This is a genomic window from Allobosea sp. P5_A5 (genome assembly GCF_056400625.1).
Genome location: NZ_JBFUKY010000008.1, coordinates 34,090 through 47,120, shown reverse-complemented (window position 1 = coordinate 47,120; position 13,031 = coordinate 34,090). Strand labels below are relative to the sequence as shown.

12 protein-coding genes are annotated in these 13,031 nt (G+C 67.5%); 2 read left to right on the top strand and 10 right to left on the bottom strand.

Features of this window, described 5'->3' with window-relative positions:
• Window position 1 precedes the first annotated feature (1 nt).
• The 6 genes from AC1DR6_RS16120 to AC1DR6_RS16095 all read right to left on the bottom strand — a co-directional run bounded on the left by AC1DR6_RS16120 (window position 2) and on the right by AC1DR6_RS16095 (window position 5,953).
• The gene (locus tag AC1DR6_RS16120; RefSeq protein WP_476830265.1) at window positions 2–976 is read right to left on the bottom strand and encodes an ABC transporter permease; all 975 of its coding nucleotides are present in this window, start codon (window positions 974–976) and stop codon (window positions 2–4) included.
• Between the two features lie 157 nt (window positions 977–1,133).
• Entirely contained in the window at window positions 1,134–2,234 is a 1,101-nt protein-coding gene (locus AC1DR6_RS16115) for an ABC transporter permease (protein WP_476830264.1), read from the bottom strand.
• Window positions 2,231–2,656, bottom strand: coding sequence for a VOC family protein (locus AC1DR6_RS16110; RefSeq protein ID WP_476830263.1), 426 nt, complete (start codon window positions 2,654–2,656; stop codon window positions 2,231–2,233). The genes AC1DR6_RS16115 and AC1DR6_RS16110 overlap by 4 nt, the downstream gene beginning before the upstream one ends.
• Window positions 2,656–4,197: an ABC transporter ATP-binding protein gene (locus AC1DR6_RS16105; RefSeq protein WP_476830262.1), complete on the bottom strand. Its 1,542-nt coding sequence runs from the start codon at window positions 4,195–4,197 to the stop codon at window positions 2,656–2,658. The genes AC1DR6_RS16110 and AC1DR6_RS16105 overlap by 1 nt, the downstream gene beginning before the upstream one ends.
• Window positions 4,194–4,931, bottom strand: a complete 738-nt coding sequence (locus AC1DR6_RS16100; protein ID WP_476830261.1) for an MBL fold metallo-hydrolase — start codon at window positions 4,929–4,931, stop codon at window positions 4,194–4,196. Before AC1DR6_RS16100 ends, AC1DR6_RS16105 begins: the two co-directional genes overlap by 4 nt.
• A gap of 20 nt (window positions 4,932–4,951) precedes the next feature.
• Complete coding sequence (locus AC1DR6_RS16095) at window positions 4,952–5,953, bottom strand: BMP family lipoprotein (RefSeq protein WP_476830260.1); 1,002 nt, start codon at window positions 5,951–5,953, stop codon at window positions 4,952–4,954.
• 149 nt (window positions 5,954–6,102) lie between these two features.
• Between AC1DR6_RS16095 and AC1DR6_RS16090 the strand changes: the two genes are divergently transcribed.
• Window positions 6,103–6,882: a HesA/MoeB/ThiF family protein gene (locus AC1DR6_RS16090; protein WP_476830259.1), complete on the top strand. Its 780-nt coding sequence runs from the start codon at window positions 6,103–6,105 to the stop codon at window positions 6,880–6,882.
• A gap of 1 nt (window position 6,883) precedes the next feature.
• On the opposite strand, the gene gshB is transcribed toward AC1DR6_RS16090, so the two are convergent.
• From gshB to rsmI, 3 genes are all read right to left on the bottom strand, one after another.
• Window positions 6,884–7,822, bottom strand: a complete 939-nt coding sequence (gene gshB / locus AC1DR6_RS16085) for a glutathione synthase (RefSeq protein WP_476830258.1) — start codon at window positions 7,820–7,822, stop codon at window positions 6,884–6,886.
• A gap of 71 nt (window positions 7,823–7,893) precedes the next feature.
• Window positions 7,894–8,289, bottom strand: a complete 396-nt coding sequence (locus tag AC1DR6_RS16080) for a YraN family protein (protein WP_476830257.1) — start codon at window positions 8,287–8,289, stop codon at window positions 7,894–7,896.
• The gene (rsmI, locus tag AC1DR6_RS16075) at window positions 8,286–9,194 is read right to left on the bottom strand and encodes a 16S rRNA (cytidine(1402)-2'-O)-methyltransferase (RefSeq protein ID WP_476830256.1); all 909 of its coding nucleotides are present in this window, start codon (window positions 9,192–9,194) and stop codon (window positions 8,286–8,288) included. Before rsmI ends, AC1DR6_RS16080 begins: the two co-directional genes overlap by 4 nt.
• A 183-nt stretch (window positions 9,195–9,377) precedes the next feature.
• Between rsmI and AC1DR6_RS16070 the strand changes: the two genes are divergently transcribed.
• Entirely contained in the window at window positions 9,378–10,583 is a 1,206-nt protein-coding gene (locus tag AC1DR6_RS16070; RefSeq protein WP_476830255.1) for a penicillin-binding protein activator, read from the top strand.
• Between the two features lie 68 nt (window positions 10,584–10,651).
• Here the strand turns inward: AC1DR6_RS16070 and AC1DR6_RS16065 are convergent, their stop codons facing one another.
• A complete protein-coding gene (locus AC1DR6_RS16065) occupies window positions 10,652–12,868 on the bottom strand; it encodes a protein-disulfide reductase DsbD family protein (RefSeq protein ID WP_476830254.1) in 2,217 nt (738 codons plus the stop codon).
• Between the last annotated feature and the right edge of the window lie 163 nt (window positions 12,869–13,031).

Genomic DNA, 13,031 nt, shown 5'->3' with positions numbered 1-13,031 from the left:
CTCAGCGTTCCTTGACATAGGGCAGGCCCGAGGCCTTCGGCGGTGTCGCGCGGCCGATGAAACCCGCGAGCAGGATGATCGTCATGACATAGGGCAAGGCCTGGATCGCCTCCACCGGCACGAGCCCGATGCCGGGCAGGCTGACGCCCTGCAAACGAATCGCAAGAGCATCGAGCAGCCCGAACAGCAGGCAGGCGGCAAAGGCCGGCCAGGCCCGCCAGTTCGCGAAGATCACGGCGGCGAGCGCGATGAAGCCGCGCCCGGCCGTCATCTGCGGAATGAAACCCGCCGATTGCGCCACCGCCAGATAAGTGCCGCCGATGCCGCAGAGCACGCCGCAGATCGCAACGGCCGCATAGCGCAACCCCGCAACCGAGATGCCTGCCGTATCGACGGCCGCCGGGTTTTCGCCGACGGCGCGGATACGCAGGCCAAAGCGCGTCCGCTTCAGCACCCAGGCGGTGGAGACGACACAGGCAAGTGCCAGATAGGCCGGCGCGCCATGCCCCGAAACGACCTCGTCATAGAGCAGGCCGAGCGTTGGAACATGCTCGCGCGCCCAGGGCGCGAACGGCAGGGTCAGCTCGCCAAAGCGCGCCGCCCCTTCAAGCGCCGGCGTGCGTCCGCCCTGGCCGAACCAGGCATTGCCGAGGATCGCCGTCAGTCCCACCGCGAGCATGTTGATCGCGACGCCGGACACGATCTGGTTGCCGCGCCACGTGATCGACGCGAAACCGTGCAGCAGCGAGAACAGCACCGACGCCGCGATCCCGGCGGCGAGCCCGGCCCAGGCCGAACCCGTCGCGAACGCGGTCACCGCCGCCGCAAAGGCCGCGATCAGCATCTTGCCCTCCAGCCCGATATCGACGACGCCCGCGCGCTCCGACCACAGTCCCGCCATCGCCGCGCAGATCAGCGGGATGGAGAGCCGAACCATCGAATCCAGTACGACAGCGATGGTCTGGAGCCATTCCATCATGCAGCTCCCATTGTCATTCCGGGGCTTCGCAAAGCGAAGAACCCGGAACCCACGATGGAATGAGACGCCAGGTATTTGCTGATGTCGGACCTACCCGGTCGTAGGTTCCGGGTTCGGTCCTTTGGACCGCCCCGGAATGACAAGGGACGCAGCCTCATCGCCGTGGCCACAGCTGCAAGCCCCGCGCCACGGCCCACCGAAACAGCCCGTCGAGCGCGCCCGCGAACAGGATCAGCACGCCGCCGATCACCACGACCATGTCGCGGGTGATGGCCGGCTTGTCGAAGGAGAGTTCGGCGCCGCCCTGATAAAGGATGCCAAAGAGCAGCGCCGCGAGACCGACGCCGATAGGATGGGCGCGGCCCATCAGCGCGACCGCGATGCCGACGAAGCCGTAGCCGGCGGTGAAATCCAGGACCAGCCTGTGCTGCACGCCGAGCGCCTCGTTGACCGCCAGCCCGCCGGCAAACGCGCCCGAGATCGCCATGGCGATCATCGTGACAGCGGCAGGCGAAATACCGGCATAGGCCGCCGCGCGCGGATTGGCGCCGACGGTGCGGATCGCATAACCCAGCCGCGTCCGCCAGATCAGCACCCAGACGGCGAGCAGCGACGCCAGTGCCAGCCAGAAGGCGGTGTTGAGCGGGGTCGCCGGCAGCTTGATACCGAGCGGCGCGAGCCAGAGATGCATCGGGGTCAGGATCGCCGATGCCGGAAAATCCGGCGTCTCCGGCTGCATCGATCCGGTCTTCCCGATGACCTCTCGGAGCAGATAAACCACCAGCGTCGCAGCGACGAAGTTCAGCATGATCGTGGTGATGACGACATGGCTTCCGCGCCTGGCCTGCAGCCAGCCGGGGATGAAACCATAGGCCGCCCCGCCCGCCGCCGCCGCCAGGATCGCAATGGGCGCCGCAAGAAAGCCCGGCAGCGAGCCGACGGCGCTGCACGCGATGGCAGCGCAAATTCCCGCGATCGTGGCCTGCCCCTCGCCGCCGATATTGAACAGCCCGGCATGATAGGCGACAGCGACGGCCAGCCCCGTAAAGATGAAGTTCGTCGTGTAGTACAGCGTGAAGCCGATGCCCTCGGCGCTGCCGAGCGAGCCGCGCAGCAACAGGACCGTCGCCTCCAGCGGGTTCTCGCCGATGCCGATGACGACAAGCCCGGCCACCAGCAACGCGGCCGCGACCGAGACTAGCGGCACCAGCGCGGTATCGGCCCAGCGCGGCAGATCGACCGGCGCGGCGCTCATCCGGCGAGCGTCACGTTGCCGGCGGCGTCGAGCGGGAAGAACGGGTTATGAGCCAATTCCCAAAGATGCCCGTCGGGATCGGCGACATAACCGGAATAACCGCCCCAGAACACCTTCCGAGGCGTCTTGATCGGGGTGGCCCCTGCACCGACCATCTCGGCAAAAAGCCCGTCGACATCGGCCTCGCTGCGCAGGTTATGCGCGAGCGTCATTCCGGCAAAGCCGGCCGCAACGTCGTCCAAGCCCGCATCTTTTGCCAGCTCCGCCCGCGAAAATAGCGATAGGCCGATGCCGTTGAGCTGAAAGAACGCAACGCCATTTTGCCGGGGCTCGATCTCGCGCCAGCCCAGCGCGGCATAGAACCGGCGCGACCGTTCGAGGTCGGCCACGCCCAGCGTCACCAATGTCAGCCTTTGATCCATCACGCCGCCTCGTCCGTCACGCCGGCCATCAGCAGGCCGAGATCGCGTTCGTCGGTCGCGTCCGCCGCTCGCTCGCCGGTGATCCGCCCGCCGCACATCGCGATGATGCGGTCCGACAGCGCCATCACCTCCTCCAGCTCGACCGAGACGAGCAGGATCGCGACGCCAGCATCGCGCAGCGCGATCAGACGGCGGTGGATGAACTCGATCGCGCCGATATCGACGCCCCGCGTCGGCTGGCCGACGAGCAGCACCCTGGGGCCCCGCTCGATCTCGCGCGCCAGCACGATTTTCTGCTGGTTGCCGCCGGAGAATTTCGCGGTCTTCAGGGCGGGGTCCGGCGGGCGCACATCATAGTCCGCGAAGGCCGCGCGGGCATGCGCCTCGATCCGTCGCGGAGAAAGCAGCGGGCCGGAGGCGTAGGCGCGATCGTTCTGATAGCCGAGGATGGTGTTCTCGGCTGCGCTGAAGGTCGTGACGAGCCCGCTGCGATGCCGATCCTCAGGGATATGCATCAGGCCGCGACGGCGCAGGGCTGCCGGATGGCGCTGTGCCGCCGACAGGATGTTGCCGCCGAGCCGTACCACTCCGCGCGAAGGCTGGAGCAGCCCGGCCAGGACTTCGAGCAATTCACTTTGCCCATTGCCCGCGACGCCGGCGATGCCGACGATCTCGCCTTCATGTAGCGTCAGCCCGACATCGTGCAGCACCTCGGCGCCGCGCTCGTCGCGGCAGCACAGGCCGGCGGTTTCAAGCACCGGCGCGCCGCGCCGCCGAGGTGTTTTCTCGACCCGTAGCAGCACGCGCCGGCCGACCATCGCCTCCGCCAGCGCGGCGGGCGAGGTCTCGGCGGTGTCCAGATGGACCACCATCTCGCCGCGTCGCATCACCGAGACGCGGTCGGTCACATCCATGATCTCGCGCAGCTTGTGCGTGATGAGGATCACGGTCTTGCCCTGGTCTCGCAGCGCCCGCAGCAGTCCGAAGAGCTGATCGGCCTCAGGCGGCGTCAGCACGGCGGTGGGCTCGTCCAGGATCAGGATATCCGCGCCTCTGTAGAGCGCCTTCAGAATTTCGACGCGCTGCTGAAAGCCGACCGACAGGTCGCCGACACGCATGTCCGGATCGATCGCAAGCCCGTAGTCCCGCGACAGCCGCTCAAGCTCGGCGCGGGCCTTGGCCAGCCCTCCTTTGAGCAGCGGACCGTCCTCGGCACCGAGCACGATATTCTCGACCACGCTCAAGGTTTCCACCAGCATGAAGTGCTGATGGACCATGCCGATGCCGGCTGCGATCGCGTCCGCCGAAGAGCGGATGCGCGTGGGCACGCCCTTGATCCGGATCTCGCCGGAATCGGCCTCGTAGAAGCCGTACAGGATCGACATCAGCGTCGATTTGCCGGCCCCGTTCTCGCCGACGATGCCGTGGATCGAGCCGGCCGCGACCGCCAGCGAAACGTCCCTGTTGGCCGCGACCGGACCGAAGCGCTTCGAGATGCCGATGAGCGCGATGGCAGGCATGGCGGGATCGTGCGTGCTCATGGCGCGATCACCAGACCGTCATGAGCCCGCTCCTCGGCCAAGGCCTCGCTCCGCTCCAGCATCGATGGACCCATATGCGTCAGCACGATGCGCGGTGTCGCAAGTCGAGCGCGGTTCTCCGTCAATGTCCGGTAGTCGAGATGACCCGGGAGTCTGACGTCCCAGGTGCAGCATTCGAGCAGGAGGACATCGGCCCCGTCAGCCAGCGGGAGAAGGCTTTCGGTCCAGCAGGTATCGCCCGAATAGGCGAAGGCCTTGCCGCCATGCGCCAGCCTGTAGCCCTGGCAGGGGCCTGCCCGCTGGTCATGGTCCATTGGGAACGCTTCGACCGCTATTCCGGCGATGGTCTGGGGATCGCCGGGCGAAACCTCGATGAAATTCAGCGGGAAGCGCCAGTCGAGGGACGAGCAGCCCGGAAAATTCGCTTCGATCATCGCGGCCGTCCGTTGCGCGATGCCGCGAGGGCCGGCGATCGTCAGAGGCTCCGTCCGCCGCGAAATCAGCTGCGCATCGAGGAGAAAGGCCGGCAAGGCTCCGAAATGGTCGGCGTGGAAATGCGTAAAAAGCACAGCCGAAAGACCGTTGCGCGCAATCCCCGCCTTGTTGAGGGCGGTCATGCTGGAAGAGCCGCAATCGAGCAGGATCGCGCTCTCGGTCGTCTCGACATGCAGGCAGGTGTTGAAGCGCCCGCCCGAACCGAATGCGTCGCCCGAACCGAGAACCGTGATCTTCACCTCGGAAGCCTACAGTCCGCTCACATCGTGCATTTCTGGTCCGACATGTAGTCGTGCACCTGCACGGTGCCGGCGATGATGTCGGCCTTGGCCTTGTCCGCGGCGGCCTTCATCTCGGGCGTAATCAGTGCCTTGTTGTTGTCGTCCAAGGCCCAGTCGATGCCGCCTTCCTTCAGGCCCAGCACCGAAAGTCCCGGCTTCCAGCTGCCGTCGCGCGCCGCTTTGAACGAGTTGTAGGCGGCAACATCGACGCGCTTCAGCATCGAGGTCAGGATTTTGCCGGGGTGTAGCGAATTCTGGTTGGAATCGACGCCGATCCCGAGCTTGCCGGCGTCCGTCACCGCGCGCAGTACGCCGATGCCGGTCGCGCCGGCGGCGTGATAGACCACGTCGGCGCCGCGATCGATCTGCGACTTGGCGAGTTCACCACCCTTCACCGGGTCGGCCCAGGCGGCGGGCGTCGAACCCGTCATGTTCTGGAAGATCTCGGCATTCGGTTTCGCCGCCTTCACGCCCTGAACATAGCCGCAGGCGAATTTGCGGATCAGCGGAATGTCCATGCCGCCGACGAAGCCGAGCTTGTCGCTTTTCGAGGCCATCGCCCCGAGCAGCCCGACGAGATAGGAGCCCTCCTGCTCCTTGAACACGACCGACTGCACGTTCGGCAGGTCAACCACCATGTCGATGATGGTGAACTTCAGATCGGGAAATTCGGCCGCGACCTTCTGCAGCGGGGTCGCCTGACTGAAGCCGACGGCGATGATCGGCGAATTGCCGTCCCGCGCGAAGCGGCGCAGAGCCTGCTCGATCTGCGCGTCGTTGGTCGGCTCGAAATCGCGGAACTCGACGCCAGTCTCCTTCCTGAAGCGATCGGCGCCGATGAAGACGCCCTCGTTGAAGGATTTGTCGAATTTTCCGCCCTTGTCGTAGACGACCGCCGGCTTGATCGCCTGCTGCGCGAAAGCCGTCATCGCCGAAAGCGCAACGCCGGCGAACGCCGCCGCGAAAGAAGCCAACCGCATGCCACTGATCCCCTGTCGACGCCGGGCGCCGTTGCCCGGCCCCTCGATGGCTTACGATGGCACGAGCCGGCAGCCTGGCCAAGTCGCTAGCCGGTTCCGGATCGGACAGGGCGATTGCCGGGCCCGTCGCGCAGGCCTAAACCTTGGGCATGAGTCTGAGCGAAGACGAGATCGAGCGTTATGCCCGCCATATCGTCCTGCCGGAGATCGGCGGGCCGGGCCAGCAGCGGTTGAAGAACGCGCGCGTGCTGGTGGTCGGCGCCGGTGGCTTGGGCGCGCCGCTGATCCAGTATCTGGCGGCGGCGGGTGTCGGCAAGATCGGCATCGTCGATGACGACATCGTCTCGCTGTCCAACCTCCAGCGCCAGACGATTTTCACGACCGAGGATATCGGCGCGCACAAGGTCGTCGCCGCGGCGCGATTCGTGCGCAACCTCAACCCGGAGGTGATCGTCGAGGAGCACGTCACCCGTATCGATCCGCACAATGCCCGCGCGATGATCGCGTTCTATGACGTTGTGGTCGAGGGCTCCGACAATTTCGCCACCCGCTACGCCGTCTCCGATGCCTGCTTTTACGAGCGCAAGCCGCTGGTGATGGGCGCGCTCGGCCGCTTCGACGGGTCGGTGACGACGATCCGCGCGCATGAGACCGGCCCGGATGGCCAGCCCAACCCGACCTGGCGCTGCCTCTTTCCCGACGCGCCGCCGCCGGGCACGATCCCGACCTGCGCGGAGGCAGGCATCCTCGGCGCGCTGCCGGGCATCATCGGCTCTTTGATGGCGCTGGAGGCCATCCGCGCCATCACCGGCTTCGGCGAGCCGCTGGTCGGCAAGCTGCTGCTGCTCGACGCGCTGACCATGCGCTTCGAAACGTTGCGCTATGGCTGGGACGAGGAGAACCCGCTGAACGGCAGCGGCGCCGGCTGAGTCAGCGCTTGGCCTCGATCACGTCGAACAGCTGCGCTGCCAGATCCGGCCCGCCGAGCTTCTTGATCGCACGCACCCCGGTCGGCGCGGTGACGTTGATCTCGGTCAGCTTGCCGTGGATCACGTCGATGCCGACGAGCAGCAGGCCGCGACGGCTGAGCTCGGGGCCGATCGCCTCGCAGATCGCGAGCTCCTGCTTCGACAGATCGGTCGGTCGCGCAGCCCCACCCCGCACCATGTTGGCACGCAGGTCGCCCACGGCTGGCACCCGGTTGACCGCGCCGGCCGCCTTGCCGTCGATCAGGATGATGCGCTTGTCCCCTTCCGAGACCTCCTTGATGAAAGCCTGAACCACCCAGGGCTCGCGGAAGAGGTTGCTGAACAGGTCGAACAGCGAGCCGAAATTCGGGTCGCCCTTGCCTGTCTTGAACACCGTCGCGCCGCCATGCCCGTAAAGCGGCTTCATCACGATCTCGCCGAACTCGTCGCGGAACGCCTCGATCTCGGCGCGGTCGCGGGTGATCAGCGTCGGTGGCATCAGCTCGGGGAAATGCGTGACGAGGATCTTCTCCGGCGCATTGCGCACTTCGGCGGGGTTGTTGACCACCAGCGTCTTGGGGTGGATTCGCTCCAGCATATGGGTGGTGGTGACATAGGCCATGTCGAAGGGCGGGTCCTGCCGCAGCAGCACCACGTCCAGCGTCGAGAGATCGACCCTTTCCTCGTCGCCGAGGGTGAAATAATCGCCTTCGACGTCGCGCACCGTGACAGGCCGCATCCGCGCCGTGATGGTGCCGTCGCGCAGCGAGAGCTTGTCAGGCGTGTAGGTGTGCAGCGAGTGGCCCCGCGCCTGTGCCTCCAGCATCAGGGCGAAGCCGGTATCCCCGGCGATCCGCACGCGCTCGATCGGGTCCATCTGGATGGCGACGGAAAGGGTCATCGGCAGGCTTCCTGTTGCGGCCGGTTCTTATCGGACAGGCGCCGCGAACCTCGCAAGTAGGTCGCCCTGCGTCACAGGACAAGCTCGAACGCAGCGGGCACATGGCGCGGCCGCCGCCACGGTGCCATGAACACCGCGTCGGCCCGCAAATCATGGCCCTCCGCCCAGGGGTTGCGCGTCAGCCACTGCCGGATGCGCCGCTCGACCAACCGCTGCTTCTCGGCTGTGAGCGCGTGAAGCGCGTCCTCCAGCCGGCCGCGCGCCTTGACCTCGACGAAGGCGACGGTGCGGCCACGCTTCATCACCAGGTCGATCTCGCCGCCCTTGCCGCCGAATCGGCGCTCCAGCAGCCGGTAGCCCTTTGCCATCAGCCAAAGGATGGCGAGCCATTCGGCGCGCCGCCCCGTCAGGCCCGAGCGGCGGGCCCGGCGGCTGCGTCTGTCCGGATCGGCGGCGGCCCCGCTCACGGCGCGTCGCGGGTGAGTTCGAGGGCGCGCGCATAGACCTTGCGGCGCGGCTGCCCGGTCTCGGCCGCGACCTGCGCCACCGCCTCCTTGAGCGAGACCTTCTCGAGCGCTTCGCGCAGGCGTTCGTCGATCAGGTCGTCGCTCGGCATCAGTGCGTCGGCCCCGGGCGGTCCGATGATCACCACGATCTCGCCGCGCGGCTCCTCGTCGTCCTCGTAATGCGCGGCAAGCTCCGGCAGTGTGCCGCGCTGCACGGTCTCATGAAATTTCGTCAACTCGCGCGCCACGGCCGAGGGGCGAGGGCCGAGGACGGCGGCCGCATCCGCCAGCATCTCGGTGAGCCGGCGCGGTGATTCGAAGAACACCAGCGTGCCGGGGATGGCCGCGAGCGCGGTCAGACGCGTCTTCCGCCCTGCCGATTTCGGCGGGAGAAAACCTTCGAAGAAGAACCGGTCGGTCGGCAGGCCGGCCAGCACCAGCGCCGCCAGCACGGCGGAAGGCCCCGGAATACCGGTTACCGGCAGTCCCTCAGCCACCAGCTCAGCGACGAGCTTGTAGCCGGGATCGGAGACAAGCGGCGTGCCGGCGTCGGAGATCAGCGCGAGCTTGCCGCCTTCGCGTAGCTTGCCGAGGATCTTCGGCCGCATCTGCTCGGCATTGTGCTCGTGATAGGCGTAAAGCGGCGTCGCGATGCCATAATGCGCCAACAGCACCTTCGAGGTGCGCGTATCCTCGGCCAGGATTCCGTCGGCGGCGGCAAGCGTCGCCAGCGCCCGAAACGAGATGTCGCGTAGATTGCCGATCGGCGTCGCGACGATATGCAGGCCGGGCGCGAGCGGCTCAGCCTCGGCCTTGAGACCAAAGGCGACGTAGCTGGTGGAACGGGGAGGGCCTGCGGTCGTCATCGTGCGACGCTGCCACAGCGCGGCGGCCCGCGCCACGTCAGCATGCCGCAACCCATAGTTAACAACTTGAAAATAGCATGGAGCACTGGCACGACAGTCCCGCGAGGGGATGACGACCGGCCTCCGGGCCAGCATGCCGGGTCGAGACAAAATCGTCTCTCCGGCCACGACGGGAGAACGTCCGTGTTGCACCATCGGCACTTCGCATCGGCCTTGCGGTTGAAGTCGCATCTGCTCGCCGGCTCGCTCAGCCTGATGCTGGCCGCCTGTGGCGGCGGAACCTCCGGCGTTCCTGGTTTCGAGGCTGGCGGCGGCGCCGAGCCGGCCGCGCCGAGTGGCCAGACGATCGGCACCGGCAAGGTCAAGGCTGCGCTGATTTTGCCTCTCGGGGCCGAAGGCCAGGGCGGCATGGTCGGCAATGCGATGAGAAACGCCGCGGAGATGGCGCTCGCCGAATTTCCCAACGCCGACCTGACGCTGCTGGTCAAGGACGATCGCGGAACCGCCGAAGGCGCGCGGGCCGCCGCTCAGCAGGCCATCGCCGAAGGCGCCGAACTGGTCATCGGCCCGTTGTTCGCGCCGGCCGTGCAGGCTGCGGGGCAGGTCGCGCGCGCCGCCAACCGCCCGGTCATCGCCTTTTCCAGCGATTCGAACGTCGCCGCGCGCGGCATCTATCTGTTGTCCTTCCCGCCCGAGAACGACGTCAACCGCGTCATCGCCTATGCCGCTCAGCAGGGCCGGAAATCGTTCGCGGCGCTGGTGCCCGATACCGCCTATGGCAAGGTCGTCGAGGCGGCCTTCCAGCAGGCGGTCGCGGATCGCGGCGCGCGGGTGGCCGTGATCGAGCGCTTTGGCGCCGATCCCGCCGCAATGCAGGCCGCCGTGCAGCGGCTGATGCCTTCGCTCGGCCAGGCTGACGCGCTCTTCGTGCCGGCCGGTGCGGACGCGATGCCGGCGCTGGGCCAGGCCCTGCAACAGGCGGGTTACGATCCGCGTAAGGTCAAGCCGCTCGGCACCGGCGTCTGGAACGATAATGCCATGGCGCAGATCCCCGCGATCGCCGGCGGCTGGTTCGCCTCGCCCGATACGGCCGGGTTCAATGCCTTCGCCGCCCGTTACCAGCAGCGTTTCAACGCCTCGCCGCCGCGCACCGCGACGCTGGCCTATGATGCGGTTTCGCTTTCGGCAGCGCTGGCCCGCACGCAAGGGTCGCAGCGTTTTTCCGAGGCCGTGCTGACCAATGCGTCGGGCTTTGCGGGGGCCGACGGCGTCTTCCGCTTCCGTGCCGACGGGCAGGTCGAGCGCGGTCTGGCGGTACTGGAAATGCGCAACGGTCAGATCGTCACGATCAACGCCGCCCCGCGCGATCTGGGCCCGCGCTCGCAATAGCGTTCGACCCGTCTCCGTCACGGCTTCGCGCTGATTTCGGCAGGGCCTTCGGAGCGATGTCGCGCGGCTCAGAGCGCTGCGGCGGCTTTTACCTTGCCGGCCGCCCGCTCGGCTGCCGCGACGACACTGTCGGGGGTCAGCAGCTGCGGCAGGATTTCCGGCGGCGCATCGCGGCGGCCGGGGTAGAACAGATAGAGCGGCACGCCGGCCCGGCCCTGCTCCGCCAAGGCCTGGGCGATGCGCGAATCGCGGTTGGTCCAGTCGCCCTTGAGGTAAGTCACGCCGAGCGTCGCGAAGGTGTCCTTGACCTCCTGCCGCGAGAGGGCGACGCGCTCATTGGCGAGGCAGGTGATGCACCAGGCTGCGGTGAAGTTGACGAACACCGGTTTGCCCTGCGCCTGCAGCGCCGCCACCCGTTCCGGCGACCACGCCTGCACATCGCCCGCTCGCGCCTCCGAGCTCGTCCCCGGCACGGCGGTCTCGACCGTAAACCAAGCGGCACTCAGCGCGATCACGATGGCAAGCGCCGTCCCGAAGACCCGGCGCGGCAGCGGACCGCGCGTGACGCCAACGAGCCAGACCACGAAACCGGCTGCCAGTACTGCCAGCAGCGCGGCCAGGACCCCCTGCGGTCCGGTCTGCACGGCCGCAACCCAGATCAGCCAGATCGCGGTGGCGAACATCGGAAAAGCGAAGCCCTGCTTCAGCACGAGCATCCAGCGACCGGGCCTCGGCACCAGCCGCAACAGTCCGGGCGCAAAGGACAGAGCCATCACCGGTAGCGCGAAGCCGAGCGCCAGCGCCATGAAGACCGACAGCGCGACTGCGGGAACTTGCGTTATCGCATAGCCCATCGCCGCGCCCATGAAGGGCGCCGTGCAGGGCGTCGCGACGACGACCGCGAGCACGCCCGTCATGAACGCGCCAAGCCGACCGTCCTGACGGGCCAGCCCGTCGCCGACGCCCACGACCGAGCCGCCGATCTCGAACGCTCCGATCAGATTGAGCCCGATCAGCACCATCACCACGGCAAGCCCGATGACCAGCGGCGGCGATTGCAGCTGGAAACCCCAGCCGACGCTGGTGCCAAAGGCCCCAAGCGCGATCACCGCCCCGGCGAGCAGCATGAATGTCAGCAGCACGCCGCACAGGAAGAGCAGTCCCTGCTCGCGCGTTTGCGCCCGGCTGCGATGGGCCGTCTGCGCGAAGCCCAGAGCCTTGATGAACAGCACCGGCAGGACGCAGGGCATCAGGTTGAGGATCAGCCCTCCGGCAAAGGCGAAAGCGAGCGCGGTGAGCCAGGTCAGATCCGCGCCCTCCGGCGCCACCGGCACCCGCAGGACGGCCGGACGCGAAGCCTCGGCAGCGGTCGTCGCCTGAGAGATCAGCGCGGGATCGGCATCGGCCACCAGCTTCAGCGATCGGCGCTGCCCGCCCTGCCGATACGTCAAAACGCCAGTGATCTCCGGCTGCTCCAGCTTGAACGCGCCCGAGCGCACCAGGACCAGCGCCGGTTGAGCGCCCGGCGTGAAGCTCTGCTCCCCGGCATGGTCGATCAGCGTGTCCGAAAGCGGGAAGAACCTGACATCCTGCGCATCCACCGGGAGGCCCGGCAAGGCGAGCGAGAGGCCGTCTCCCTCGCCTTTCAGCGAACCGCGAAAACCGGCCGGTTGCGGCAGGGCGGCGAGCGCGGCCTCGATGGTCTGCGTCGCCACCGGGTCGACCTGGCTTGAGGCTGCGACAGGCAGACTCAGCGAAAACGAGCCTTCCTCCGGAATGCAGACCTTCTCGCAGACAAGCCAGGTCGCCTTCGCCTCAAAGGCAAAAGGCTCGCCGACCTTGGCGTCTCCAGGCACGGTGATCTCGATAGGCAGGACGACGGTGCCCTCGAAGCCGAAATTGACGAGCGGGTCGACGCGGATCGCGCTGGGCGCCGGCCAGGCGATCTCGCCGGCTGTGGCACCCGGCGGCAGGGACCAGCGCAGGCTCGTCGGCTCGCCGGAATCGCCGGGGTTTTGCCAATAGGTATGCCAATGCGGCGAGAGTTTCTGCACCAGCGCCACGCGAAAGCGCTCGCCGGGCGTGACCGCGTCGCGGCCGGAAATCAGCGTCGCGACGACGCGCGGAGATGTCACCGCCTCCGACTCGGCCGCCCGTCCCGATGCCGCCGGCAACAACAAGGCGAGCGCGACCAGCCCCACTTGCCAGCCGCGTCGGAGAAACCGGCTCCGCGGGGTGACGCAGGCCGTTCCAGTGACGGTCAGGGCTTCGGCGATCCTCTGCATTCCGTTTCCTTGCCTCAAGCTACGGACCGATACCAATGACAAGCCGGTGAGGCCGCCTGTCATGCCGCACCCATCATGGCGTGCACAAGCTCAGGTCATGATGTCGCCGCGAGCGGCCTCTTATCTCCGCCTCCCCGGCATCGCCGCCCGGCAACACGAGATC

Coding starts and splice junctions, on each gene's coding strand:
- AC1DR6_RS16120 (WP_476830265.1), bottom strand. CDS start 976: ATGGAATGGCTCCAGACCATCGCTGTCGTACTGGATTCGATGGTTCGG.
- AC1DR6_RS16115 (WP_476830264.1), bottom strand. CDS start 2,234: ATGAGCGCCGCGCCGGTCGATCTGCCGCGCTGGGCCGATACCGCGCTG.
- AC1DR6_RS16110 (WP_476830263.1), bottom strand. CDS start 2,656: ATGGATCAAAGGCTGACATTGGTGACGCTGGGCGTGGCCGACCTCGAA.
- AC1DR6_RS16105 (WP_476830262.1), bottom strand. CDS start 4,197: ATGAGCACGCACGATCCCGCCATGCCTGCCATCGCGCTCATCGGCATC.
- AC1DR6_RS16095 (WP_476830260.1), bottom strand. CDS start 5,953: ATGCGGTTGGCTTCTTTCGCGGCGGCGTTCGCCGGCGTTGCGCTTTCG.
- AC1DR6_RS16090 (WP_476830259.1), top strand. CDS start 6,103: ATGAGTCTGAGCGAAGACGAGATCGAGCGTTATGCCCGCCATATCGTC.
- gshB (WP_476830258.1), bottom strand. CDS start 7,822: ATGACCCTTTCCGTCGCCATCCAGATGGACCCGATCGAGCGCGTGCGG.
- rsmI (WP_476830256.1), bottom strand. CDS start 9,194: ATGACGACCGCAGGCCCTCCCCGTTCCACCAGCTACGTCGCCTTTGGT.
- AC1DR6_RS16065 (WP_476830254.1), bottom strand. CDS start 12,868: ATGCAGAGGATCGCCGAAGCCCTGACCGTCACTGGAACGGCCTGCGTC.